This is a genomic window from Mycobacterium sp. E183, from assembly GCF_001667735.1.
GTDB lineage: Bacteria > Actinomycetota > Actinomycetes > Mycobacteriales > Mycobacteriaceae > Mycobacterium.
In genome coordinates this window covers 15,267-38,811 of record NZ_LZJN01000136.1, presented here as the reverse complement: position 1 = coordinate 38,811, position 23,545 = coordinate 15,267, and the positions used below count along the sequence as shown (strand labels likewise).

The 23,545-nt window shown below is 68.2% G+C and carries 23 protein-coding genes and 1 pseudogene; 13 read left to right on the top strand and 11 right to left on the bottom strand.

The genetic code is table 11. The features are described 5' to 3' along the window. Positions 1-55: 55 nt before the first annotated feature. From A5691_RS14780 to A5691_RS14770, 3 genes are read right to left on the bottom strand one after another with little or no spacing between them, the layout of a single operon-like run. Entirely contained in the window at positions 56-415 is a 360-nt protein-coding gene (locus tag A5691_RS14780; protein ID WP_067758790.1) for a DUF2304 domain-containing protein, read from the bottom strand. Continuing rightward, positions 412-1,113 (bottom strand): glycosyltransferase family 2 protein, encoded by a 702-nt coding sequence (locus tag A5691_RS14775; RefSeq protein WP_067780387.1) that lies wholly within the window; start codon positions 1,111-1,113, stop codon positions 412-414. Before A5691_RS14775 ends, A5691_RS14780 begins: the two co-directional genes overlap by 4 nt. A 23-nt stretch (positions 1,114-1,136) precedes the next feature. Further along, complete coding sequence (locus tag A5691_RS14770) at positions 1,137-2,414, bottom strand: hypothetical protein (protein ID WP_067780390.1); 1,278 nt, start codon at positions 2,412-2,414, stop codon at positions 1,137-1,139. An 89-nt stretch (positions 2,415-2,503) separates the two neighbouring features. Here A5691_RS14770 and A5691_RS14765 point away from each other — a divergent pair, with 89 nt between their 5' ends. After that, positions 2,504-3,589 (top strand): DUF475 domain-containing protein, encoded by a 1,086-nt coding sequence (locus A5691_RS14765; protein ID WP_068019540.1) that lies wholly within the window; start codon positions 2,504-2,506, stop codon positions 3,587-3,589. Here A5691_RS14765 and A5691_RS14760 read toward each other — a convergent pair. Continuing rightward, complete coding sequence (locus A5691_RS14760; RefSeq protein ID WP_067890502.1) at positions 3,586-4,278, bottom strand: hypothetical protein; 693 nt, start codon at positions 4,276-4,278, stop codon at positions 3,586-3,588. The two genes, A5691_RS14765 and A5691_RS14760, sit on opposite strands and share 4 nt — an antisense overlap. Before the next feature lie 67 nt (positions 4,279-4,345). Next, on the bottom strand, positions 4,346-4,834 hold the full coding sequence (locus tag A5691_RS14755) for an inorganic diphosphatase (RefSeq protein WP_067758773.1): 489 nt from the start codon (positions 4,832-4,834) through the stop codon (positions 4,346-4,348). Between the two features lie 114 nt (positions 4,835-4,948). On the opposite strand from A5691_RS14755, the gene dacB reads away from it, so the two are divergent. The 4 genes from dacB to hpt are packed head-to-tail and all read left to right on the top strand — an operon-like array spanning position 4,949 to position 8,977. Next, positions 4,949-6,334: a D-alanyl-D-alanine carboxypeptidase/D-alanyl-D-alanine-endopeptidase gene (dacB, locus tag A5691_RS14750; RefSeq protein ID WP_156670204.1), complete on the top strand. Its 1,386-nt coding sequence runs from the start codon at positions 4,949-4,951 to the stop codon at positions 6,332-6,334. Further along, positions 6,331-7,374: a zinc-dependent metalloprotease gene (locus A5691_RS14745; protein WP_068019549.1), complete on the top strand. Its 1,044-nt coding sequence runs from the start codon at positions 6,331-6,333 to the stop codon at positions 7,372-7,374. Before dacB ends, A5691_RS14745 begins: the two co-directional genes overlap by 4 nt. Then, on the top strand, positions 7,353-8,315 hold the full coding sequence (gene tilS, locus A5691_RS14740; RefSeq protein ID WP_068019537.1) for a tRNA lysidine(34) synthetase TilS: 963 nt from the start codon (positions 7,353-7,355) through the stop codon (positions 8,313-8,315). The genes A5691_RS14745 and tilS overlap by 22 nt, the downstream gene beginning before the upstream one ends. 50 nt (positions 8,316-8,365) lie before the next feature. Then, complete coding sequence (gene hpt / locus A5691_RS14735; protein ID WP_067758765.1) at positions 8,366-8,977, top strand: hypoxanthine phosphoribosyltransferase; 612 nt, start codon at positions 8,366-8,368, stop codon at positions 8,975-8,977. A 122-nt stretch (positions 8,978-9,099) separates the two neighbouring features. Here hpt and A5691_RS14730 read toward each other — a convergent pair whose 3' ends face one another. After that, a complete protein-coding gene (locus A5691_RS14730) occupies positions 9,100-9,846 on the bottom strand; it encodes an SIMPL domain-containing protein (protein ID WP_067758763.1) in 747 nt (248 codons plus the stop codon). Between the two features lie 462 nt (positions 9,847-10,308). Between A5691_RS14730 and A5691_RS14725 the strand changes: the two genes are divergently transcribed. Together A5691_RS14725 and A5691_RS14720 are read left to right on the top strand one after the other, a co-directional pair. Further along, the gene (locus A5691_RS14725) at positions 10,309-10,608 is read left to right on the top strand and encodes a PE family protein (protein ID WP_068019534.1); all 300 of its coding nucleotides are present in this window, start codon (positions 10,309-10,311) and stop codon (positions 10,606-10,608) included. 11 nt (positions 10,609-10,619) lie between these two features. After that, positions 10,620-11,855 (top strand): PPE family protein, encoded by a 1,236-nt coding sequence (locus tag A5691_RS14720; RefSeq protein ID WP_068019532.1) that lies wholly within the window; start codon positions 10,620-10,622, stop codon positions 11,853-11,855. A gap of 147 nt (positions 11,856-12,002) precedes the next feature. Here the strand turns inward: A5691_RS14720 and A5691_RS14715 are convergent, their stop codons facing one another. Together A5691_RS14715 and A5691_RS14710 are read right to left on the bottom strand one after the other, a co-directional pair. After that, positions 12,003-13,526: an adenylate/guanylate cyclase domain-containing protein gene (locus A5691_RS14715; protein ID WP_067781687.1), complete on the bottom strand. Its 1,524-nt coding sequence runs from the start codon at positions 13,524-13,526 to the stop codon at positions 12,003-12,005. Positions 13,527-13,712: 186 nt separating this feature from the next. Further along, a complete protein-coding gene (locus A5691_RS14710; protein WP_067781684.1) occupies positions 13,713-14,063 on the bottom strand; it encodes a hypothetical protein in 351 nt (116 codons plus the stop codon). A 173-nt stretch (positions 14,064-14,236) separates the two neighbouring features. On the opposite strand from A5691_RS14710, the pseudogene A5691_RS28045 reads away from it, so the two are divergent. From A5691_RS28045 to A5691_RS14690, 4 genes and pseudogenes are all read left to right on the top strand, one after another. Continuing rightward, positions 14,237-14,530: pseudogene (locus tag A5691_RS28045) on the top strand (PE family protein); the annotation flags it as partial. Positions 14,531-15,226: 696 nt separating this feature from the next. Then, complete coding sequence (locus A5691_RS14700) at positions 15,227-16,342, top strand: PPE family protein (protein WP_067781675.1); 1,116 nt, start codon at positions 15,227-15,229, stop codon at positions 16,340-16,342. Between the two features lie 77 nt (positions 16,343-16,419). Next, positions 16,420-16,716, top strand: a complete 297-nt coding sequence (locus A5691_RS14695) for a WXG100 family type VII secretion target (protein ID WP_067890511.1) — start codon at positions 16,420-16,422, stop codon at positions 16,714-16,716. A 28-nt stretch (positions 16,717-16,744) separates the two neighbouring features. Then, on the top strand, positions 16,745-17,029 hold the full coding sequence (locus A5691_RS14690) for a WXG100 family type VII secretion target (RefSeq protein ID WP_067758743.1): 285 nt from the start codon (positions 16,745-16,747) through the stop codon (positions 17,027-17,029). A gap of 26 nt (positions 17,030-17,055) precedes the next feature. Here the strand turns inward: A5691_RS14690 and A5691_RS14685 are convergent, their stop codons facing one another. The 3 genes from A5691_RS14685 to A5691_RS14675 are packed head-to-tail and all read right to left on the bottom strand — an operon-like array spanning position 17,056 to position 20,224. Beyond that, positions 17,056-18,069 carry a zinc-binding dehydrogenase gene (locus A5691_RS14685; protein ID WP_067758740.1) on the bottom strand — a complete coding sequence of 338 codons (1,014 nt, stop codon included), beginning with the start codon at positions 18,067-18,069 and terminating at the stop codon, positions 17,056-17,058. Further along, positions 18,069-19,256, bottom strand: coding sequence for an LLM class flavin-dependent oxidoreductase (locus A5691_RS14680; protein ID WP_067758737.1), 1,188 nt, complete (start codon positions 19,254-19,256; stop codon positions 18,069-18,071). Before A5691_RS14680 ends, A5691_RS14685 begins: the two co-directional genes overlap by 1 nt. Further along, the gene (locus A5691_RS14675) at positions 19,253-20,224 is read right to left on the bottom strand and encodes an alpha/beta fold hydrolase (protein WP_067758732.1); all 972 of its coding nucleotides are present in this window, start codon (positions 20,222-20,224) and stop codon (positions 19,253-19,255) included. Before A5691_RS14675 ends, A5691_RS14680 begins: the two co-directional genes overlap by 4 nt. Before the next feature lie 132 nt (positions 20,225-20,356). Between A5691_RS14675 and A5691_RS14670 the strand changes: the two genes are divergently transcribed. Further along, on the top strand, positions 20,357-20,773 hold the full coding sequence (locus A5691_RS14670) for a VOC family protein (protein ID WP_067781670.1): 417 nt from the start codon (positions 20,357-20,359) through the stop codon (positions 20,771-20,773). Positions 20,774-21,132: 359 nt separating this feature from the next. Continuing rightward, a complete protein-coding gene (ftsH, locus tag A5691_RS14660; protein ID WP_067781667.1) occupies positions 21,133-23,532 on the top strand; it encodes an ATP-dependent zinc metalloprotease FtsH in 2,400 nt (799 codons plus the stop codon). Positions 23,533-23,545 lie beyond the last annotated feature (13 nt).

Here is a 23,545-nt window from a genome sequence, read left to right as displayed (position 1 = left end):
GCGTGGGTACAGCTCGGGTGTGCGTTCGCGGCTTGAGTGCACGCGGGCCTGGGGGCTAGACGTTCGACGCGGATTGAGGAGCGTCGGGCTCCTCGGCGCCCTCGAGCGCGACCGCCCGGGCGAGGCGCGCGTAGCGCAGCTCGAGGTCCTTGAACCGCATGTAGGTGCTGAGCGTGGTGAAGCAGAACGCCATGACGAGCGCGTAGAGCATCAGGTCCGTGCCGCGGCGCACCCCGAACCAGTTCGCGACGACCGTGGTGTCGTCGGGCCGCAGCACGGCATAGACGCCGGCCAGCACGAAGACGACGTAGCCGACCTTGACCCAGGCCCGGGACCGCGCGTTCCTGCGGGACCGCAGCAGGTAGACCAGCAGCGCGATGATCGTCCCGATCAGCAGCACCTGGATCCAGTTCATCGTGAAGTCCTCCCTCGCAGGAACCCGTCGAAGATGATGTTCACCCCGTTGAGGAGCGGCTGGCCCTTCGACTTCGAGTAATCGGTGTAGAGCACCTCTACCGGTTGTTCGACCACGCGCCAATGGTTTTCGGCGATCAGCATGATGAACTCGTTGGCGTGGCTCATCCCGCTCATGGTGATGTCGAGCCCGTCGGCGACCTTCTTGTTGAAGACGCGCAGCCCATTGTTGGTGTCGGTCAGGCCAAGTCGGCGACCGCGCCGGCTCAGCCGCGCGGCGGTCTGCAGCACCAGCCGCTTCAGGAACGGCGGCCGGGCGCCGACACGGGCGCCGAACCGCGTCCCGATGACGACGTCGACGTCCTCCGCGCAGAGCCGGTCGACCATCGCGGCCAGATCCTTGACCCGGTGTTGCCCGTCACCGTCGAACGTGGCGAAAACCTGCGCCCCAGGCTGTTTGCGCGCGTACTCGACGCCGGTCTGGATGGCCGCGCCCTGCCCCAGGTTGATCGGGTGGCGCACCAGGTGAGCACCGGCGCGCCTGGCGATGTCGCCCGTGTCGTCGGTGCTGCCGTCGTCCACGCACACGACGTTGTCGAAGACGGAACGCACATCGGCGACCACCTCGCCGATGACGGCGGCTTCGTTGAAGGCCGGGATGACGATCCAGGCGCCCGAGTATTTGGCTTCAGTAACCATCTAGCCCACCAGGTTAGCCAGGATCAGCCGGCTAAGCGGTCGGCGCGCGCCAGCGCCACCAGATGAACGCCGATTCCGACCAGCGGGCCGCACAACAGGCCGACCACGGTGCGCGTCTGCAGCGCCAGCGGCAGGAGCAGCAACAGGCCCGACGCGACCGTCGCGCCCACCCAGCCCAGCGCGTATGCCCGGTGCAGCGCGGCCGCGACGGCGCCCGCACCGGTGAGCGTCAGCATCGCGATCGCCACCGCGGCCGCCGTCAGCCAGGCCAGGAGCGCCCCGCCGGCGTCATACTGCGGCCCGAACGCGACCCGCAGCAGCCAGGGGCCCACCACCCCGGCGGCCAGCACCCCGACCGCGCCGATGCCCCCGATGATGCCGGCCGGGACGACCAGGGCGCGGATGCGGTCGCTGCGCGCGTCGACGAAATGCGCGATCAGGTTGCCCTGCATGGCCGTCAGCGGCACCAGCAGCGGCGCCCGCGTCAGCGTCACGGCGAGGATGATCACCCCGCCCTCGGCGCCGAGCTCGTTGCTGGTCAGCTTCAACAACACCGGAAACCCCATCACCAGGATCGCGCTGGCGCCCGCGGCGGTGATCGAATGGGCGGCCCCGCGGAGGAAGGTCTGGGCCCCGCCGGGTGTCAACAACCGGGAGGCCGCCCGGGCCGAGGGCGACGCGACCAGCATGATCAGCCACGCGACCGCGCCCGCGACCGTGGCCCACAGGAAGCCGACCAGGCGCCAGCCGAGCAGGACGGTCGCGGCGGCGACGGCGACCCGGATGACGGCGTCGGTGACCATCAGCGCTCCGTAGCCGGTCCACCGATCGGTGCCGGCCAGCATGCCCAGCAGGGTGGCGTGCACGCAGAACCCGGCCAGCCCGACGCTGAGCAGCCCGACCGACAGCCAGCGTTCCTCGACGAAGACCCGCCCGCTCCACAGCGGCGAGGTGCCGGCGATCACCACGGCCGCGCCCACCCCGACCAGCATGGCGACCCGCAGCGGGTGGGTCCGCGGTTCGTCGGCAACGCGCAGGACATCAGGGAGGTGCCGGGTCGAGCGGACCTCCCGGGTGGTCTCTTGGAGCAGACCGTTCGCGGCGCCGGTGACCAGACCGAAGGCCCCCCAAAACACCCCGAACACCGAGAAGCCGCCCGGCGCCAGGTCGCGGGCGGCGAGGTAGATGACCGCGTACCCGCACAGGGCTGTCAGCGCCGTCGCGGTGGCGACCCGGGCCACGCTGCCGCGCGTGATCGGACCGGCGCCGGTGGACGCTGGGGTACCGCCGACTTCGGGCATCGCCACAATCTGAAAATAGTAAGTCCCGTGGACACGGGTCTGCGGCGGCGACCGCTGTTCGCTATCGTGGGCGGCTGTCGGAAAGGACCTTGGCCGCCTTGCGCATCTTCGGGATCTCGCTGTTGGTCACCGTGGCGGCCCTCGCGGTCGGATATGCCCACGGCGGCCTGAAGGACCTCTTCCTGCTGCTGGTGCTCGCCACCCTCGAGATCTCGCTGTCGTTCGACAACGCCATCATCAACGCCGCGATCCTCAAGCAGATGAGCCCGTTCTGGCGGCAGATGTTCCTGACCGTCGGGATTCTGATCGCGGTGTTCGGGATGCGGCTGCTCTTCCCGCTGTTGATCGTGTGGGCGACCGCGGGCCTCGATCCGGTTCGTGCGATGGAGTTGGCGCTGCATCCGCCGCCGCACGGCGCGCTGGAATTCCCCGACGGCTCACCGAGCTACGAAAAGCTGATCGCCGCCGCGCATCCGCAGATCGCGGCGTTCGGCGGGACCTTCCTGCTGATGCTGTTCCTGGATTTCGTCTTCCACGACCGAGACATCAAGTGGCTCAAGTGGATCGAGATCCCGTTCGCCCGCATCGGGCGGCTGGGCCAGGTGCCGGTGGCGGTGGCCGCTGTCGCGCTGGTCCTGGTGGGAACGGGATTGGCGCATTCCGGTGCGGAGCGGGCGACGGTGCTGACGGCCGGGTTGCTCGGGCTGGTGACGTACCTGGTCGTCAACGGTCTGAGCCGGGCGTTTCGGCCGCCGGACATCGAGGCGGCCTCGGCGGGAAAAGCGGCCGGCAAGGCCGGCCTGACCATGTTTCTCTATCTCGAGGTGCTCGACGCCGCGTTCTCGTTCGACGGGGTCACCGGCGCCTTCGCGATCACCTCGGACCCCGTCGTCATCGCGCTGGGTCTCGGGCTGGTGGGCTCGATGTTCGTCCGGTCCATCACCATCTTCCTGGTGAAGCAGGATGCGCTGGACCGTTACGTGTACCTGGAGCACGGGGCGCACTGGGCGATAGGCGTGCTGGCGGTGATCATGCTGCTGTCGATCAACCCGCACTTCGAGGTTCCCGACGCCCTCACCGCGTCCGTGGGCGTGGTGTTCATCGGGGCCGCGCTGGGCTGGAGCGTGTTGCGCAATCGGCGCCAGGCCAAGGCGGCCGCCTCGCCGGCGGCCTAGGCCTCGATCTGGCCCGCGATGCGCCGTTCGATGCTGACCCTCGCGGGGGCGGGCAGTGCGATCAGGCCGTCCAGTTCCTTGCTCGCCCGCACGTAGGCATGCTGTCGCTCCTCGCGGGTGGCGGCGTCGTCCTGCGCGAGGTGCAGCAGGCTCTGGGCCCGCGCCATCCGTTGTTGCTCGTCCGCCGAGAAGTCGCTGCGGCGCCGGCGAATCGCCTCCGCCTCGGCGATCTCGAACGCACTGATGTACTCGTGGACGGCGTCGCGGTATTCGGCCAACGCGTCGCGGTCGCCAAGCAGACCTTCGGGCGGTTCCGGCCGCAGTAGGTCCGCATGCCGCTTCGCCTTGTGAAACGCGACGGTCAGGGGAGCCCGCATATCGGTCATCATCGGGAAGTCCAGCAATCGCGCGATATCGACCTCGTAGTCGAGCCACCGCGCGTCGGTCCGATCATGCGCCTCAACGAGTTTGGCGATCTCTCGTCGGTCGCTGTCCCGGTTGGTCCGCGCCCGCCCGGAGGCCTCGGCCACCGCGATCTTGGCCTGCTGCTTGAGCCGATACCGTTCGAGCCGCCGCTCGGCCCGCCGCTCGTTCGCGGCGGCGACGGCCCGAAGGCCTCCACCGATTGCGCCGCCCAGCGGGAAGACCAGCCACCAGAAGTTGGCCGCGAAATGCAACACCGGGGTCACATCGCCAGGATGCCACCGGAAATCGGTGTGCGGTTACGCCGTGAGCGTCACCGCACGCCGTAAGGCGTCAGTGCCCGTTCGACTTGAACCGCTCCACCGAGCGCTGCACCTCGGCCTCGGCGTCCGCGCGGCCGACCCAGTCGGCGGCCTTGACGAACTTGCCCGGCTCGTTGTCCTTGTAGTGCTCGAAGAAGTGCTTGATGTCGTCCAACTCGTACTGCGGGACGTCGCCGATGTCCTGTACGTGATCCCACCGGTGGTCGCCGGCCGGCACGCACAGCACCTTGTCGTCGCCGCCTTTCTCGTCGACCATGCGGAACATCGCCACCGGCCGCACCTCGATCAGCACACCCGGGAACACCGGCTGGGGCAGCAGCACCAGCGCGTCCAGCGGATCCCCGTCCTCGCCGAGGGTGTCCTCGATGAACCCGTAATCAGCGGGATAGGCCATCGGGGTGTGGAGATAGCGGTCCAAACGCACACGTCCGGTCTCGTGGTCGATCTCGTACTTGTTGCGCTGGCCCTTCGGAATCTCGATGGTCACGTCGAATTGCACTGGGCGCTCCTTAGATCTGGGCGTTTCGCGGTGGTCCGTTTGCGTCGGGGATCACCCTAGTCGAGGCCTGTGCGGCGGATTCGGCAGAATGGGCGGGAGACAGTCAGGAGAGCGATGGGTCCCACTCGCTGGCAAAAATCCACCCATGTGTTCGTCGGGTTGGCCGTGCTGGCGTTTGTCGCCGCGGTGGTCGCGGCGGCAACGTTTTTCACCTCGGCGGGGCACGGCGGCAACAATTCGCACGCCCCGATGCCGCCCCCACACGCGCCGACCGTCAAGCCGGGAATGGTCCCGGTCAGCGACACCGCCGAGACACCGAGCCCCGCCGGGGTGGCGGCCGTGCTGGGGGCCGTGGCCGCCGATCCCAACCTCGGCAGGCTGGGCGCCCGGGTCACCGACGCCCTGACCGGAAAAGAGCTCTGGCAGGTCGCCAACGACATGCCGCTGGTGCCGGCGTCGACGAACAAGGTGCTGACGGCGGCCGCGGCCCTGCTCACGCTGGACCATCAGGCCCGGATCAGCACGCGGGTGGTGGCCGGCAGCCAGAACGCCCAGGGACCCGTCGTGCTGGTCGGTGCCGGTGACCCGGCGCTGTCGGCCGCGCCGCCCGGCGTCGACACCTGGTACCGCGGATCGGCCCGGATCAGCGACCTCGTCGAGCAGATCCGCCGCAGCGGCGTGACGCCAACCGCGGTGCAGGTGGACACCTCGGCGTTCAGCGGGCCGACGATGGCGCAGGGATGGGACGCGGCCGACGTCGACAACGGCGACATCGCGCCGATCGAGTCGGTGATGATCGACGCCGGGCGCATCCAACCGACCACCGTCAACTCCCGGCGCTCCCGCACCCCGGCGCTGGACGCCGGGCGGGAGCTGGCCAAGGCCCTTGGCCTGGACCCCGCGGCGGTGACGGTCGCGACGGCCCCGTCCGGCGCGCGGCAGCTGGCCGTCGTGCAGTCGGCGCCGTTGGTCCAGCGGCTGTCGGAGATGATGGACCACTCCGACAACGTGATGGCCGAATGCATCGCCCGCGAGGTGGCGGCAGCGATCAACCGGCCGCGCAGCTTCGCCGGCGCCGCCGATGCCGTGTCCAACCGGTTGAGCACCGCGCACGTCGACACCGGCGGCATCACGCTGATGGATTCCAGCGGGCTTTCCGTCGACGACCGGTTGACCGCCAAGACACTCGACGGCGTGCTGCAGGCGGCCGCAGGACCCGACCAGCCGGCGCTGCGGGCGCTGCTGGACCTTCTTCCGATCGCCGCGGGCAGCGGAACGCTGGGCGACCGTTTCACCGATGCGGGCTCCAATCAGGGGCCGGCCGGCTGGTTGCGCGCCAAGACCGGATCGCTGACCGCCGTCAACGCCCTGGCCGGCGTGCTCACCGACCGCAGCGGACGGGTGCTCACGTTCGCCTTCATCTCCAACGCCGCCGGACCCAACGGCCGCAACGCGATGGACGCCCTGGCCACCAAGCTGTGGTCCTGCGGGTGCTCATGAGCCCGCCCTCGGAGCTGACGCTCGGCACCGCGGTGGACTGGGGCTTCGCGGCCACCGTCGGCCAGCGGCTGGCCCGGCCGGGTCCGCCGTCCAGCGACTACACCCGGCGGCAGGTGATCGACGAGCTGACCAACTCGGCCGCAAAGGCCGAACCGCCGGTGCGCGAGGTCACCGGGTTGGTCACCCAGGGCGCCGTGCCTGCCGCCCGCATCGTCGACCGCCCGCAATGGATCGGCGCGGCCGCGGAGTCGATGCGGGTGATGATGAACGGCGCCGAGAAGCCGCGGGGCTTCCTCACCGGCCGCGTCACCGGCGCGCAGACCGGCGCCGTGCTGGCGTTCGTGTCGTCCGGGATCCTCGGCCAGTACGACCCGTTCGCGGCCGCGAAGCAGGGCTGCCTGCTGCTGGTGTATCCGAACGTGATCGCCGTCGAGCGGCAACTGCGGGTCGAGCCCTCCGACTTCCGGCTGTGGGTCTGCCTGCACGAGGTGACGCACCGGGTGCAGTTCACCGCCAACCCGTGGCTCTCCGAGCACATGTCGCAGGCGCTGGCGCTGTTGACCCGGGACGTTGGTGAAGACGTCGGGCAGGTAGCGAGCCGGCTCGCGGATTACGTGCGCAACCGCGGCAACGGGGCGCCGGACAGCCCGTCGGGAATCGTCGGCCTGGTGCGCGCCGTGCAGTCCGAGCCGCAGCGGCAGGCCCTCGACCGGCTGCTGGTTCTCGGCACGCTGTTGGAGGGCCACGCCGACCATGTGATGGACGCCGTCGGGCCAATGGTGGTGCCGTCGGTCACCACCATCCGCCGCCGGTTCGACGAACGCCGCAACCGCAAGCAACCGCCGCTGCAGCGCCTGCTCCGCGCTTTGCTGGGTCTCGACGCCAAGCTCAGCCAGTACACCCGCGGCAAGGCGTTCGTCGACCACGTGGTGGGCAAGGTCGGTATGGGGCGGTTCAACGCCATTTGGACCGGACCCGAGACGCTGCCCCTGCCCGCCGAGATCGAGGACCCCCAGCGATGGATCGACAGGGTGCTGTAGGGCAGCTGCGTGCGGCTGTCGAGGCGTTCGTCAAGGCTCACGTCGCCACCGTCGAGCAGTGGTGTGTGGCGCTGTCCGGCGGCCCCGATTCGCTCGCGCTGACCGCGGTGGCGGCCCAGTTGCGGCCCACCACCGCGGTGATCGTCGATCACGGCCTGCAGCCGGACTCGGCCGGCGTCGCCGAAACCGCCCGGGCGCAAGCCGTCGGTTTGGGATGCGTTGCGGCGCAAGTGGTTCGCGTGCGTGTGGGGAACGAAGGTGGCCCCGAGGCCGCGGCCCGCGCGGCCCGCTATGCCGCGCTGAGCGCGTACCACGACGGGCCGGTGCTGCTGGGCCACACGCTCGATGACCAGGCGGAGACCGTGCTGCTGGGGTTGGGTCGCGGGTCGGGTGTGCGGTCGATCGCCGGGATGCGGCCGTACGACCCGCCGTGGGGCCGGCCGTTGTTGGGTGTTCGGCGCGCCGTGACCCACGCAGCGTGCCTCGAGCTGGGTGTGACGCCGTGGCAGGATCCGCACAACTCCGACCGCCGCTTCACGCGGACCCGGCTGCGCCTCGAGGTGCTGCCGCTGCTGGAGGACGTACTGGGCGGCGGGGTGGCCGAGGCGCTGGCCCGCACGGCGACGGCGCTGCGCGAGGACACCGAGCTGATCGACTCCCTCGCTGCCCGGGCGCTGCCCGAGGTGAAGGCCGAGGCTGGGCTGCAGGCGCAGGCCCTGGCCGCGCTTCCCGCCGCGGTGCGGCGCCGGGTGATCCGCGGCTGGCTTCTGGCGGGAGGCGCAACCGGCTTGACGGACAAGCAGATCCGCGGTGTCGACGCCCTCGTCACCGCCTGGCGCGGGCAGGGCGGGGTGGCTGTCGGGTCCGCGTTGCGTGACGAGCGGTTGATCGCGGGGCGGCGCGGCGGGGTCCTGACCCTGTGGCGCGAACCTGTCGGGTAACCGCAATACCGGGGTCGCCGTTGGTTATTCGGCCGTTGGCGTGGCACTCTGTGGGCGTGGCCCAGATCTCCTCGGCGATCACCCCCGCGCAGCCCGTGGAGCTGTACCCGGGGGACATCAAGTCGGTCCTGCTCACCGCCGAGCAAATCCAGGCGCGAATCGGCGAACTCGGCGAGGAGATCGGCGGGCACTACCGCGACGTCATGGCCGAGACCGGCCAGGATCTGCTGCTGATCACCGTTCTCAAGGGCGCTGTGATCTTCGTCACCGACTTGGCGCGGGCGATTCCGGTGCCCACCCAGTTCGAGTTCATGGCCGTCAGCTCCTACGGGTCCTCCACGTCGTCGTCCGGTGTGGTGCGGATCCTCAAGGACTTGGACCGCGACATCCAGGGCCGCGACGTGCTGATCGTGGAGGACGTCGTCGACTCGGGCCTGACCCTGTCCTGGCTGCTGCGCAACCTCACCAGCCGCCATCCGCGGTCGCTGCGCGTGTGCACGCTGTTGCGCAAGCCCGACGCGAAGGGCGCCAACGTCGAGATCGCCTATGTGGGCTTCGACATCCCCAACGACTTCGTCGTGGGCTACGGCCTGGACTACGACGAGCGCTATCGCGACCTGTCGTACATCGGCACCCTGGATCCGAGGGTCTACCAGCAGTAGCCCGCGATCGGGCTAGCGGCGATCGTGAGCGCGGCGGAGCCGGGTGAAGCGGGTCGCCGCCATCGGGCTAGCGGCGATCGTGAGCGCGGCGGAGCCGGGTGAAGCGGGTCGCCGCCATCGGATCAGTCCAGCTCCCACACTGCGGTCACCGAGAAGCTCACGGTCTGCTGGCCGGGTTCCAGCGGGACCGCGCTGGGCATGGCCCTCGGTGGCGCGGGCGGTCCACCCGTCGTGGGTTCGGTCGCCTCCGAGATGGACAGCACTCGGCCCAGCCGGAGTCCGGACAGCTGTGCGTACTGCTCGGCGCGGTTCTTGGCGTCGTTGAACGCTCGCGCGCGGGCATCCTTGACCAACTGCGAATCGTCGGTGATGGAGTAGCTCACCGACTTGATTCGGGTGGCGTCGCCACCCGTGCCGACGATGAGGGCCAGCATCCGCGACGCGGAGTCGGGCGGGTGGATCCTGACCGTGATGGCATTGGTGGCGCGGTACCCGGTGATGGTGGCGGTCCCGTTGGGCCCCGGATTGCTGAACTGTGGCTGCAGCGTGACCTCGGTGGTGCTGATGTCCTTGCGGTCGACGCCCGCGCCGGCCAGCGCATTGATGACCGCTTGCTGGCGGTCGTTGGTCTGGTTCATCGCCGAGGTCACGTCGGGCGCGGTGAATTCGATACCGACGTCTGCGGTCAGGGTGTCCGGAACGCCCTGGACCTGCCCCGACCCCAAGACGGTGACCTGACGAGGATTCACGCCGGGCGCGGGCGCCGACGGTGGGGAATCGCAGGCCGACACCGTGGCGGTAGCTAACCCGGCGACGACCAGGGTGATCCACTTGCGGGCAAATCTCGGGGCATTCCTTGCGACCGGCATGCCTGGCACCCTAGCCGTTGACGCAAGCAGAGGCTACGGGTTGCCCGGTACCAGGCGATTCTGGCGGTTCTTATGCGCGAATGTCGCTGTGCCCCATTGGTATTGGTGCCAAATCGGTAATGTCGCCGGCATTGTGGCACGCCCTGGCCTCATGCGCCCGTCGCACGGCGGCGTTCGGCCGTCCTCTGCATCCCGCAGGCAAACGTTGACTGCTAATCCAGCAACCACATATAAGCACATATATGACTCTAAACATATTGGTTTGCAATAACTTTCATGCAGAATCCAAATGTTCCAGCACTTCCGGTCAGCTAAGTGAACAGTTACCGACCCGGTCATGAATTGGCAGTCCCAAGGCTGTCCTTCCTGGGCATGCCTCCCCTAACGTGTCCAGGCGTCTGATTCGGTACCCGACAGCTGGTGCTGAAAGTTGTTGATTACAAGGTGATTTGAGGAGGGGATATGCCGTTCGTGATGGCGCAGCCGGAAACGATCGAGGCGGCGGCCGGAGAGCTGCATGGCATCAATGCGGCGGTGCGGGAGGGCAATTCGGCCATGGCCGCGCCGACGACCGGGGTGGTTCCGGCCGCCGCGGATGTGGTTTCCATATTGACCGCGGCGCAGTTCTCGTGGCACGCGAGGCTCTTCCAGGCGGTCAGTGCCGAGGCCGCGGCGGTTCGCGAGCAGCTGGCGACGACGCTCGGTATCAGCGCCGGTTCCTATGCCGCCACGGAGATCGTCAACACTGCCGCGGTCGGTTAGGCGGAAGGGCAATGCTGGATTTCGCGCAGCTACCGCCGGAGGTCAACTCCGCGCTGATGTATTCGGGACCCGGCTCGGGGCCGCTGCTGAGTGCCGCGGCGGCGTGGGACGGGCTGGCAGCCGAGTTGCATGCCGCGGCGTCCGCCTATGGCTCGGTGATCGCGGGTCTAGGCGACGGGCCGTGGCAGGGCCCGGCCGCGTCCGCCATGCTGGCGACCGCCGCGCCCCAAGTGGCGTGGCTCCGCGGCACGGCCGGGCATGCGGAAGAGGCCGCCGCTCAAGCGATGGCGGCAGCGGGCGCCTACGAGGCGGCGTTCGCCGAAACGGTGCCGCCGCCGGTGATCGCCGCGAATCGGGCCCTCTTGATGGAGCTGCTGGCGACGAACGTCCTCGGTCAGAACACCGCCGCGATCGCGGCCACCGAGTTCCAATACGGCGAGATGTGGGCTCAGGATGCAGCCGCAATGTACGGCTACGCCGGCACGTCGGCTGCGGCGGCGACCTTGCCGCCATTGGAGCCGGCGGCACCCACCACCAATTCGGCCGGGGTCGCGGGTCAGGCCGCGGCGGTGACCCGAGCGGCCGCGAACAGCGGTACGCATAGACTGGACGCGGTGCCGCAAACGCTGTCGTCACTGGCCGGGCTGCCGAACAACCCCGCGGCTGCCAACCCCACGTTTTCCCTGGGCGGAATCAGTCTGAACCCCGAAGGCGATGGGCTCGTCATCGGCGGCCCGCTTGGCGATTTGTTGGAGGGGCTGACCGGGTCGCAGACCTTGGATGCCAGCACGCCCTTCGACGCGTTCATCCGATTGATCTCACCGACACGGCTATTCACGACCTCGTTCAAGGACATACAGAGCATCGCTCAGGGCATGATGCCCGCCGCGAAGTCCGCCACCGAGAGCGCCGCCAAGGCCGCGGAAGCGGCTCTGCCCGCAGCGGTTTCGGGCGGCGCAGGCCTGGGCTCGATCGGGTCGATAGGCGGTGCCGTGGGTAAGGCTGCGTCAATCGGTGGTTTGTCCGTGCCGGCCGGTTGGGCGAGCGCGGCCCCGGCCGCTTCGCCGGTCACCCTGGCGGTCAACGGATTCCATTCGGCTGGGGCGGTCGAACCCGCCACGAATGCGGTCGGTGGGGTGCCGATGACGCCGTTCGGTGGGACGGGCCGCAATGCCGCGGGCCAGTTTGTCGCGCCCCGATACGGCTTCAGGCCGACGGTCATCGCTCAACCCCCCGCGGGCGGCTGAGAGTTGAAGCGTTAGAAGCGTGTCAGCTGAAATATGCAGAGCTAGCGAACATTTCGCCCTGCGGTGGTTCGTTGAGTGGTTTCGATCGAATGGCGGCCGCGAATGTGAAAGATAAGATTCCGCCAAATGGGTCACCCCTCCCGAGCGTCAGCCTGAGATCGCCTCCCGCCGCGGGTCGAGGCAATAGATGTGCAGTGCAGCGGATTTTCCTTTCAGCGCGTGAAATCCGCGGTCGGCGAGCGTTGCCGGTCGAGTGGCCAGGGAGGCAACGGTCTGGCCGGTGAGAAGGATTGCGTCGCCGGTGGTCTTGGTGAGCTGCTCGACGCGCGCTGCGACGTTGACCGTGTCGCCGATGAGGGTGAACTCCAGCTTTCCCGCGGCGCCGATGGTTCCGGCGATCACCGTACCGGTGTTGATGCCGATGCCGATCCGAAGGTCCGTTTCGAATAGTTCTGTGACGCGGCGTTGAATTCGCACCGCGGTGCTCACCGCGGCGTCCGCGTGATCCGTGAGGTCGTTGGGGGCTCCGAACACCGCCATAGCGCCGTCGCCGAGGAATTTGTTGACATGCCCACCGGCGTCGACGACCGCAGGCACCACGATTTCGAAAAGCGCGTTCAGGCGGGCAACGGTGTCCTCGGCGGTGTTTGCCTCGGCGTACGGCGTGAAGTCGCGCACGTCGACGAACATCACCGTCACCTCACGGCGCTCGCCGGTGAAAACATCGTCACCCTGTTCGAGCAGTCTGGCCGCCAGGGCGGGGTCGACGTAGGTGCCGAATGCTGCCTGAAGTCGTTGTCGCTCAGCCAAACCCGCTTGCATGCGGTTGAACGACGCCACCAGCGCGCCGAGGTCATCATCCTGGACCACCGGCAGGCGTTGTCCGTAGTCGCCGGCCCCCACCCGCACCGTTGCATCGGTGAGGTCGCGAATGGGCCGAAATGACGGCGAGAGCATCGCAACGACGGTGATCGGTACCCCGACGACAAGTGTCAAGGCGCCGGCGGTCACAAGGGAGAGCACCGGGACTCCTCTGCCCCGATCCAGCGCTACCGCCACCATCGCGGCCATTGCGGAGAAGGTGAAAATGGAGCCCGCTATCGAGAGGCCCAGCCAGGTGGCGAAGGTCGGACGAGCGCGCGGGAAGTCGTCGCCGATGCCGGTATTTTCGGCAAGGGCTGCCCTGACTGGTCGCGCCGCTCCCTCCCCGAAATTGTGCACACCGATCAGCGCGGTAGCCAATCCTGCGGCGGCACCGACGATCCCGTACTGAATCAGCCGCGTCCCGCTAGCTCCGGCAATCAAACCGACAACCGTCAAGAGCACCACGACCGACGTCGCTATCAACCAAAACGCTCGGATATCGGCCATTCGAACCCAGTCATAGGTACCGGCCAGGGCCTTCGCCCGATCAACCTCACGGCCGGCCGCCCACTGTTGCGCCAGTCGCAACCGTCCAATGCCGGGAACAAGACTTACGAAGCTCATCACCAGCGTTACGACGGTTGCGACGACAGATGCTTCCACGTAGTGACTGGACTTCTCGAATGCGACGACGATCCACGACCAAAGCAGGAAGACCGGCAGAGTCGAGATGAAAACCGCTATCAAAAGCGCCCACCAATACCTCGCCCCGAACCGGTCCCACGCCCACTGCCAGATGCGATCCATGCCGGCAGAGTAAGCCGGCAAGCGAGCACGGCATCCGGTTTCGGGTTCGCGACGTTACGGGCCGAGTCGCAGACCAAACCGTCGGGGTGCGCAACGACGAGATTGGCCGCCGCATTTTCCATGACGGCGGTCGTGAGCGGTGTCGTGGCGGCCAGAGGGGCCGAAAAACAGATGACTGCGGCGAGCTCAGTCGCGCGAGGACTCCGCCGTCGGGTTCGGCATCAGCACGCGCTGTCGGGTCGTCACACGGAACGGATCCGGCGACTGACCGTCGCCCAGGACCGCGTGCACATCCTCGGGCGTGATCAGGCCCAGTTCTATCTGTAGCCAGGTAGCGCTGAGCCCGAACGCGTGCGCGGCGCGCCTGGCCTCTTCGGCATCGGGAAAGTCGTCCGCGTTGGCGCGCCCGCCGGCCCCGTACCAGCGCCCTTTCGTGACGCCACAGGCGTCGCGCAACTGCTCGATGGTGATGTCGCGGTTCAGCGTCGCTTCAAGCAGGCGCTTCAGCCCCCAACCTGCGGCATTCGTTCGTGGCATCCACCCAGAGTAACCCGGTGCCGAAACCCGGGCAAAGTGTCTCCACCTGCGAGTTCGTGACTGAAAAAATGAAAGCATGGCAGAGAGCTAGACAACAATTCCGAATTTATGACATAGTGTCCGCAAGCACGACAACACGAGCCGGATTCCGGCATTGCAGAGGAGAAGACCAGATGTCGTTCCTGACCACGCAGCCCCAGCTGCTGTTAGCCGCGGCGGGCCAGCTGCAGGCAATCGGCTCCGAGCTAACCGCGGCCAACTCGATGGCCGCGTTTGCGATCACGGGCGTGGTCCCGGCGGCCGCCGACGAAGTCTCGGCGATGACCGCGGCCACCTTCGCCGCTTACGGCCAGCAGTATCAGGCGATCAACGCCGAGGCCAGCATGATCCACGAGCAGTTCGTCAGCGCCCTGGGAATCAGCGCCGATTCGTATGCCGGAACCGAAGCCGCCAATGCGACACAAGCCGCGGGCGGCCGCGTCGCACCCGCCATGCCCGTCCATCTGGCTCCGGGCGGACCCGCTCACACGTCGCCTGCCATGCCCAGTCGCGTGGCGCCCGCCGTGCCCAACCGCGTGACCCCCACGGTGCCCGCCCGGCCGGCGACCGCAGGCGCGCCCCCGGCGTCCACGGCCTCGGGCTGGAGCGGCGGCGGGTATGGCGGGCACATGCCATCGCAGCACGGCGGCTATAACGGCTATGGAGCGGCCAATTACGGCCGCCACCAGGCTCCGTACAGCCGCGGTCACTATGGCGCCCGCCCGCCCGCTCCCGCCCAGCACCTTGCGCCTCCCGCACACATGGCGCCCGCCCAGCATGTCGAGCACGTCGCGCCCGCGCACGCGGCGCCCTCCCAGCATGTCGCCCGCGCCGACGTGGCGCCCCAGCACGTCTCACCCGCCGAGCTGGCGCCCCAGCATGTCACCCGCGCGGATATGGCGCCCCAGCACGTCTCACCCGCCGAGCTGGCGCCGACGGCACCGGTCCACCGGGTGTCCCTTGCTGCCGCCATACCCGCCGAGAAGGTGCTGCCCATGCAGCTGCCCGGCGGCACGCCCGGCGAACACGTCGTGCACGCGCACGCCGCAATCAAAGCCGCCGCCGGCCCAAAGCCCTTGCCGGCGCTGGCATAGCGAAAACGACCGTAAGAGAGGAAAGCAGTAATGGATTTCGGTGCGATGCCCCCGGAGATCAACTCGGGCCTGATGTACGCGGGCCCGGGACCAGGTTCGATGCTGGCGGCGGCGATGGCATGGGAGGGGTTGGCCGCGGAGCTGCGGATGGCCGCGACGAGCTACGGGTCGGTGATCCTGAACCTGACCGACGCCGGCTGGCAGGGCCCGTCGTCGGCGGCCATGGCGGCCGCGGCGGCGCCCTACGTGGCTTGGATGCACGCGACCGCCGCGCAGGCCGAGCAGGCCGGCATGCAGGCGACGGCCGCCGCGACCGCGCACGAGACGGCGTTCGCGGCTACCGTGCCGCCACCGTTGATCGCCGCTAACCGCTCGCTGCTGATGATGTTGGTCGCGACCAACTTCCTGGGGATAAACGCCGCGGCGATCGCGGCCACCGAGGCGCAGTACGCCGAGATGTGGGCCCAAGACGCCGCGGCCATGTACGCCTACGCCGGCTCGTCGGCCGCGGCGGCGATGCTGGCACCGATGGCGGTCGCCCCGCCGACCACCAACCCCGGAGGGGCGGCGGCCAGCGCCGTGGCGGCGGGTGAGGCCAGCATGCAGGGCGCCACCCAGGGACTGGCGATGGGCCTGCCGTCCACGCTCAATTCGTCCGCGTCGTCATTGGTGAGCAGCTTCCCTTCGGCCGTCAGCAGTTTCACCGGCTTGCTCGGCACGCCATTCGGAGGACAGGGCGCCGGTACGGCCGCATCGGGATTGGGCGCGACGACGGCGTCGAACGCAGGCCTTGCGACGGCCATGCTCGGACCCGGTGTTGTCTCGCGGGTCGGGATGCCCGGAATGCAGCACCTGGTGCCGGCCGCGCCGTCCATGCGCGCGCCGCAGATGCTGGCGCCCGCGCGGTTGATGCCATCCGCGGCCATGGGCCAGGCGGCTCCTGTTGGAGGTTTGTCGGTGCCGCCGAGTTGGCAAGCCGCGACTCCCGAGGTCGCCGGCCCGACCGCCACCCCGTTGGGCAGTGCCGGCGCACCGATGCTGGCTCCGCGCGGTATCCCGGCGGGTCAGGTTGGCGGCATGGAGATGCGCGGATTCGGCGCTGCGGCACCGACTCGCGCCACTGTACTGCCCCAGCTGGTCGGATGACGGAAGGGAGAGAGGGAACTTCGAGGATTTAGCGACCAAACTTCAGAATTGACAAATACTTTCGAAGGAGAAATGTAATGACAGCACGATTCATGACGGATCCGCACGAGATGCGTGCGATGGCGGGCCGCTTCGAGGTGCACGCCCAGACCGTTGAGGACGAGGCCCGCAAGATGTGGGCGTCGTCGATGAACATCGCCGGCTCGGGCTGGAGCGGCCAGGCGCAGGCGACCTCGTACGACACCATGGGTCAGGTCAACCAGGCCTTCCGCAACATCGTCAACATGCTTCACGGTGTGCGCGACGGGCTCATCCGCGACGCGAACAACTACGAGCAGCAAGAGCAGGCCTCGCAGCAGATCCTGGGCACCTAGCCCACCGACAAACAGGAGACGAGTAACGATGACAATCAACTATCAATTCGGCGATGTCGACGCCCACGGCGCCACCATCCGCGCGCAGGCCGCGTCACTGGAGGCCGAGCACCAGGCCATCGTTCGCGATGTTCTTGCTTCCGGCGACTTTTGGGGCGGCGCGGGGTCCGCGGCGTGCCAGGAGTTCATCATTCAGCTGGGCCGCAACTTCCAGGTGATCTACGAGCAGGCCAACGCGCACGGGCAGAACGTGCAAACCGCCGGCAGCAACATGGCGGGCACCGACAGCGCTGTCGGGTCCAGTTGGGCCTAGGGGCGCGGCGGGTCGACACCAGGGGCCTAAGGGGTGACGAGAACCTTGCAGTGGCGCTCGGGGTCGGCGAGGTCGTCGAAGGCCGCGCCGACCCCGTCCAGCCCGACCTCCCCGGTGATCAGCGGGCTGGCGTCGATGTCGCCCTCGGCCAGTGCACGCAGCGAGTCGGTGAATTCCTCCGGGGTGTAAGCGAGCACGAACTGGACGTTGATCTCTTTGGCGATCGCGAAGAACGGATGCAAGGTGTCGGGCTGCATGCAAACGCCCGCGACCACCAGGCGGGTGCCGGGCCGGGCCCGGAGCAGCACGTCGTCGATGATCCCGGGCACGCCGACCGCTTCGAACACCACGGCTGGTTTGGCGACGTCGAACGGCGAACCCTGCGAAGCGTCCAGCGTTTGATGGGCGCCCATGGCGGTGGCCAGCTCCTGCCTCTTCGGCGAAAAATCTGATGCCACAATGTTTTCCACCCCGCGGGCACGCAGAGCCGCGATGATCGCTATGCCGATCGGACCGCAGCCGATGACCAGGGCCGTCTCTCCGGAGGAGATGTTGGACTTGTTGACGGCGTGCAAGCCCACCGCCAAGGGTTCGGTCAGGGCCGCCTGCCTGAAGTCCAAGCCGTTGGGGACGGCCAGCAGCAGCGGCGCGGACAGCAGCATGCGTTCGGCATAGCCGCCGATTGTGCTGTTGCTGTAGACGATTGGCTCGGCACCCTTGGCCGACAGCAACACCGGGAGCGAGGTTACCAGCGTTCCGGGCGGGAGGGTTTCGGTATCGGGGCCTGCCTCGAGCACCTCGGCGCTGAACTCGTGTCCCATGAAGATGTCGTGGTCGAGGTCGACGTGCATGCCGCTCCGGCCGCCGGCCACCCGATCGGTCATCTCGAGCACCTGCGCGCCGTGCGCGGCGAAATGCAGGTCGGAGCCGCAGATCCCGCATGCCCGCACGCCGACGAGCACCTGCCCTGCCTCCGGCACGGGATCCGGCACATCGTCCCGGTAGACCATTCGGCCGTTTCGCAATACCGCAGCGCGCATCAGCTTTTCACGCCCTTCTGTTCGTCGACGTGCTCGGAGATGGCCTTCACCACTGCCTCACCGGCTCGGCCGATCAGCTGATCGCGATTGCCCTTGGCCCAGTCGTGCGATGACCGCGCCGCTTCGAGCTGCCCTTTGAAATGAGGAATCACCTTGCGCGCCATCAGGTCATAGCAGTGATACGTCGCCTCGGGGGAGGCCCAGTCGTGCCCCAGCATCAGCAACGTGCCGAAGCCACCGGAGCGCTCGAGCAGGTCCTCGATGTGGGCGATGGCATCGTCGGGCGTGCCGATACAGCAATTGCCCTTGGCGGCGTAGTCCTCGACGAACTCGTGGGGTGACTGGGCGCCTTCGACGGAGTTGGCCAACGGTACGAACCCGGCCGCGCCGAAGTAGTTGGCGAAATCCTGCAGGCCGTAGGTGCAGTCGTCGATCGCCTTTTCCCGGCTGTCCGCGATGTGCATGATGCTCAGAACACGCCAGTCGGCCCGGTCCGGCTCGTCCCGGCCGACTTTGGCGGCCTGTTCGCGCACCACGTCCCAGGTGGTTTCCAGGGCGGCGAAGCCGCCCGGCACCGACATCGACAGCGACAGCAACGACGTGCCCAACGCACCCGCCAGCCGCGGTCCGGACGGCGAAATCATTGCCGCGGTCGATATCTCGGGGTAGGGCCAGGTGTAAGGCCGGATGTGCAGTTGCGCCTCGCGCAATGTGAACCAGTCGGTGTGGCGGTCGATCCGCTCCGAGGGGCCGGCCCGGAACAACGCGAGGATCGCCTCGAGCGACTCCTGCATCATGTGCCGTTGATCGACCGGGTCGATGCCCATCATGTAGGCGTCCGACGGCAGCGCGCCGGGGCCGGTGCCGAACATCACCCGGCCGCGGGTGAGGTGGTCGAGCAGCACCCATCGATCGGCCACCATGAGCGGGTGGTGGTAGGGCAGCGAGACCACTCCGGTGCCCAGCCGGATGTGCTTCGTCCGCTCCGCAGCGGCCGCGATGAACACCTCCGGGCAGGCGATCAGTTCGTAGCCGCCGGAGTGGTGTTCGCCGAACCATGCCTCGTCAAAGCCGAGCCGATCCAGCGCGACGACTCGCTCCATGTCGTATTCCAGAGCCACCGTTGGCGATTGGCCGATCGGGTGAAACGGTGTGATGAAGACACCGAACCGCAGGGGGGCACTCATCGCAGCTCCAATCCGTTGAGGAAATCCAATAGGGCCGCGTTGACCTCTTCCGGCCGTTCCTGCTGCAGCCAGTGCCCCGCGTCTTCGAGCATCACCTGTTGGTAGGAGCCGGTGATCAATTGCGATGCGCGGTCGGCGCGGGTGAACGTCAGCACCGGGTCGGCGGTGCCGCCGATAAAGAGTGCAGGGACAGTAATTTTGGCGTCGGCTAGCTCTGGGGTGGTCTCCCAGTTGCGGTCGAAGTTGCGATACCAGTTCAGGCCACCGGTGAATCCGGTGCGGGAGAACTCGCTGATGTAGTGGTCGAGCTCGTCCTGGCTGAGCCAGTCCGGCAGCCGGTCGGGTTCGGGAAGGCGATCGATGAACCCCTCGTCACCGGGCGCCACCATGCGCGCCGCGGCGAGCGGGTCACCCGATGTCCGCAGGCCGCCCAGCATCCTGCGTAGCGTGCGCGCGGGGTCACCGTTGAGTTCCGCGTCGGCGACGCCCGGCTCCTGGAAGTACAGGATGTAAAAGAATTTGTCGCCGAGCATCTTGCGCCACGCCCTCGTCGGCGCCACATGCGAGCGGGGAACGGCCGGGACGCTGAGCCCGGCGACGGCCGCAACCCGATCCGGGTGCAGCAGCGGCGCATTCCACACGACGGCGGCGCCCCAGTCGTGTCCGACCCAGACGGCACGCTCGGCGCCGACGTCGTCGAGCAGGCCGACCAGGTCGGCCGTCAGGTGGTGGATGTCGTAGGCCTCGATCGCCTCGGGGCAAGAGGAGCCGCCGTAGCCACGCTGATCGGGCGCCAGAACGTGATAGCCGGCCTCGGCCAGAACCGGTATCTGGTGGCGCCACGAATAGGCCAATTCGGGAAAGCCATGAGCCAAGATCACCACGGGCGCGCCGCGCTCTCCCGCCTCGACCACCCGCAGCCGTACACCGTTGGTCTCTACTAACCGTTCGGTTGATTTGAGCACCATGTCACCAAAGCACACCCCCTCCGGGGCTGAGAAGTATTCGCGCTGATTGCGAATACCGTTCCAATCACTTTGGTCGCCTGGTAGATATCGCCATGAGGCACTCGCATTTCAGTGGAAGCAGGTGGACCCCGCATGAAGCGGCTCGACCACGTCGTCCTCTGGACGAGAGATCCGCGCGCGTCGATGGATTTCTATACGAGGGTGGTCGGGTTGGCGCCGGTCCGGTTTGCCGAGTTCGAGGCCGGTGACGCTCCGTTCCCGAGTGTTCGGGTGTGTGAGGACGCCATCATCGACCTGTCGCCGATCGCCAGTATCGCTGGCACCGAGGCGCTGACGCGGACGGACGGCAGCGCCGGCCACCCGGTGAATCACGTGTGCCTTGCGCTATCGAAGTCCGAATACGACGCGTTGGACCAGCGTCTGCGAGCGGAGGGCGTGGACACCAGCGCGCGGTTGGGCCCCAACTTCGGCGCCCAGGGCTGGGCGCCGCAGGCTTACTACTTCGCCGATCCGGACGGCAACGTGATCGAGGCTCGCTATTACGAATGATGGGAGACCCGACAGGCTCACCCACCGAACGTCACGCTGGCGTGACCAGCGCAGGCCACCGTCACGCTGGCGTGACGCTCGGCGTGCCCGGCTGGTCGGGAACCCGTCGTCGTTGTATCCAGAGAATGGTGGCGACCCGCAGCGCCCCGGCTCTGCCGGGACTCGCGATCGCCACTGTGCAGATGGTGGCGACCCGCAGCCCCCCGGCTCTGCCGGGACTCGCGATCGCCACTGTGCAGATGGTGGCGACCCGCAGCGCCCCGGCTCTGCCGGGACTCGCGATCGCCACTAGCGGTAACCTGGACTTTTCCAGCTGCGTGTATATCGGGGAAGGACCTGGCCAGCAAGGCCGATGATTGATGAACCGGAAAAACGTTATCCGCACCATCACGGCGATTGCCGTCGTGGTGCTCCTCGGTTGGTCGTTCTTCTATTTCAGCGACGACACCCGCGGCTATAAGCCCGTCGACACGTCGGTGGCGGTGGCGCAGATCAACGGCGACAACGTCAAGAGCGCGCAGATCGACGACCGCGAGCAGCAACTGCGGCTGACCCTGAAAAAGGGCAACAACGACACCGACAATTCCGACAAGGTCATCACCAAATACCCGAGCGGGTACGCCGTCGACCTGTTCAACGCGCTGAGCGCGAAGAACGCGAAGGTCAGCACGGTCGTCAACCAGGGCAGCATCCTGGGCGAGCTGCTCGTCTACGTGTTGCCGCTGCTGTTGCTGGTGGGCCTGTTCGTGATGTTCTCCCGCATGCAGGGCGGTGCCCGAATGGGCTTCGGGTTCGGCAAATCACGGGCGAAGCTGCTCAACAAGGACATGCCCAAGACCACGTTCGCCGACGTCGCTGGCGTCGACGAGGCGGTCGAAGAGCTGTACGAAATCAAGGACTTCCTGCAGAACCCCGGCCGCTATCAGGCGCTGGGCGCCAAGATCCCCAAGGGCGTGTTGCTCTACGGTCCGCCGGGAACCGGTAAGACGCTGCTGGCACGCGCGGTGGCCGGCGAGGCCGGAGTCCCGTTCTTCACCATCTCCGGCTCCGACTTCGTCGAGATGTTCGTCGGCGTCGGCGCATCGCGGGTGCGCGACCTGTTCGAACAGGCCAAGCAGAACAACCCGTGCATCATCTTCGTCGACGAGATCGACGCGGTGGGCCGACAGCGCGGTGCCGGCCTGGGCGGCGGCCACGACGAACGCGAGCAGACGCTGAACCAGCTGCTGGTCGAGATGGACGGCTTCGACCCACGCGCCGGCGTCATCCTCATCGCGGCCACCAACCGGCCCGACATCCTGGACCCCGCGCTGCTGCGGCCCGGCCGCTTCGACCGGCAGATCCCGGTGTCCAACCCGGATCTGGCGGGCCGCAAAGCGGTGCTCGAGGTGCACTCCAAGGGCAAGCCGATCGGCCCCGACGCCGACCTCGCCGGGCTGGCCAAACGCACCGTCGGCATGACCGGCGCCGACCTGGCCAACGTCATCAACGAGGCGGCGCTGCTGACCGCCCGGGAGAACGGCACCGTCATCACCAGCGCCGCGCTCGAAGAGGCGGTGGACCGGGTGATCGGCGGCCCGCGCCGCAAGGGCCGCATCATCAGCGAGCAGGAAAAGAAGATCACCGCCTACCACGAGGGCGGGCACACCCTGGCCGCCTGGGCGATGCCGGACATCGAGCCGATCTACAAGGTGACCATCCTGGCGCGCGGCCGGACCGGCGGCCACGCGGTCGCGGTGCCCGAGGAAGACAAGGGTCTGCGGACCCGCTCGGAGATGATCGCGCAACTGGTGTTCGCGATGGGCGGACGCGCCGCCGAGGAACTGGTGTTCCGGGAGCCGACGACGGGCGCGGTGTCCGACATCGAGCAGGCCACCAAGGTGGCCCGCGCGATGGTCACCGAATTCGGGATGAGTTCCAAGCTGGGCGCGGTCAAGTACGGCACCGAACACGGTGACCCCTTCCTGGGCCGCACCATGGGAACGCAGGCCGACTACTCTCACGAGGTCGCCCGCGACATCGACGACGAGATCCGCAAGCTGATCGAGGCGGCTCACACCGAGGCGTGGGAGATCCTCACCGAATACCGCGACGTGCTCGACACACTGGCCGGCGAGCTCCTGGAAAAGGAGACGCTGCACCGGGCCGAGCTGGAGGGCATCTTCGCCGACGTCGAAAAGCGGCCCCGGCTCACCATGTTCGACGATTTCGGCGGCCGCATCCCGTCGGACAAACCGCCGATCAAGACGCCCGGCGAGCTGGCGATGGAGCGCGGCGAGCCGTGGCCGCCGCCGGTCCCCGAGCCGGCGTTCAAGGCGGCCATCGCGCGCGCCAGCCAGGCCGCCGCGGCCGCGGGGGCGGATGCGGACCGAAACAACAACGGCGGCAATGGTTCTCAGGCATCCGGCCACCGTCCGGGCGCGCCGCATGCACCCACCCAGCCCGACTACGGTGCGCCGGCGGGCTGGCACGCACCGGGATGGCCGCCGCAGGACCAGCAGCCGAATTACTGGTATCCGCCGCCGCAGGCCCCGCAACAGCCGTACTGGCCGCAGCCGGCGGGGCACTACCCGGGTTATCCCGGCCAGCACGGGCACCCGGGCCAGCAGACCCACCCCGGTCAGCAAGGGCAGGCGCAGCCCCCCTACCCGCCGTATCCGCCCTACCCGCCGCCGAGTCTGCCCGACCCGGACGGCGCAAGGTCTCCCGACCAGCAGGACGACGACGTGAGCCGGTCCAATCCGCCGGCTCACGGCTGACGAACGGAGGATT

Bases quoted from the DNA above. Each gene is read 5' to 3' on its own strand.
- A5691_RS14780 (WP_067758790.1), bottom strand. From the start codon at position 415: ATGAACTGGATCCAGGTGCTGCTGATCGGGACGATCATCGCGCTGCTG.
- A5691_RS14775 (WP_067780387.1), bottom strand. From the start codon at position 1,113: ATGGTTACTGAAGCCAAATACTCGGGCGCCTGGATCGTCATCCCGGCC.
- A5691_RS14770 (WP_067780390.1), bottom strand. From the start codon at position 2,414: ATGCCCGAAGTCGGCGGTACCCCAGCGTCCACCGGCGCCGGTCCGATC.
- dacB (WP_156670204.1), top strand. From the start codon at position 4,949: ATGGGTCCCACTCGCTGGCAAAAATCCACCCATGTGTTCGTCGGGTTG.
- A5691_RS14745 (WP_068019549.1), top strand. From the start codon at position 6,331: ATGAGCCCGCCCTCGGAGCTGACGCTCGGCACCGCGGTGGACTGGGGC.
- tilS (WP_068019537.1), top strand. From the start codon at position 7,353: ATGGATCGACAGGGTGCTGTAGGGCAGCTGCGTGCGGCTGTCGAGGCG.
- A5691_RS14730 (WP_067758763.1), bottom strand. From the start codon at position 9,846: ATGCCGGTCGCAAGGAATGCCCCGAGATTTGCCCGCAAGTGGATCACC.
- A5691_RS14725 (WP_068019534.1), top strand. From the start codon at position 10,309: ATGCCGTTCGTGATGGCGCAGCCGGAAACGATCGAGGCGGCGGCCGGA.
- A5691_RS14720 (WP_068019532.1), top strand. From the start codon at position 10,620: ATGCTGGATTTCGCGCAGCTACCGCCGGAGGTCAACTCCGCGCTGATG.
- A5691_RS14715 (WP_067781687.1), bottom strand. From the start codon at position 13,526: ATGGATCGCATCTGGCAGTGGGCGTGGGACCGGTTCGGGGCGAGGTAT.
- A5691_RS14710 (WP_067781684.1), bottom strand. From the start codon at position 14,063: ATGCCACGAACGAATGCCGCAGGTTGGGGGCTGAAGCGCCTGCTTGAA.
- A5691_RS14700 (WP_067781675.1), top strand. From the start codon at position 15,227: ATGGATTTCGGTGCGATGCCCCCGGAGATCAACTCGGGCCTGATGTAC.
- A5691_RS14695 (WP_067890511.1), top strand. From the start codon at position 16,420: ATGACAGCACGATTCATGACGGATCCGCACGAGATGCGTGCGATGGCG.
- A5691_RS14690 (WP_067758743.1), top strand. From the start codon at position 16,745: ATGACAATCAACTATCAATTCGGCGATGTCGACGCCCACGGCGCCACC.
- A5691_RS14685 (WP_067758740.1), bottom strand. From the start codon at position 18,069: ATGCGCGCTGCGGTATTGCGAAACGGCCGAATGGTCTACCGGGACGAT.
- A5691_RS14680 (WP_067758737.1), bottom strand. From the start codon at position 19,256: ATGAGTGCCCCCCTGCGGTTCGGTGTCTTCATCACACCGTTTCACCCG.
- A5691_RS14675 (WP_067758732.1), bottom strand. From the start codon at position 20,224: ATGGTGCTCAAATCAACCGAACGGTTAGTAGAGACCAACGGTGTACGG.
- A5691_RS14670 (WP_067781670.1), top strand. From the start codon at position 20,357: ATGAAGCGGCTCGACCACGTCGTCCTCTGGACGAGAGATCCGCGCGCG.
- ftsH (WP_067781667.1), top strand. From the start codon at position 21,133: ATGAACCGGAAAAACGTTATCCGCACCATCACGGCGATTGCCGTCGTG.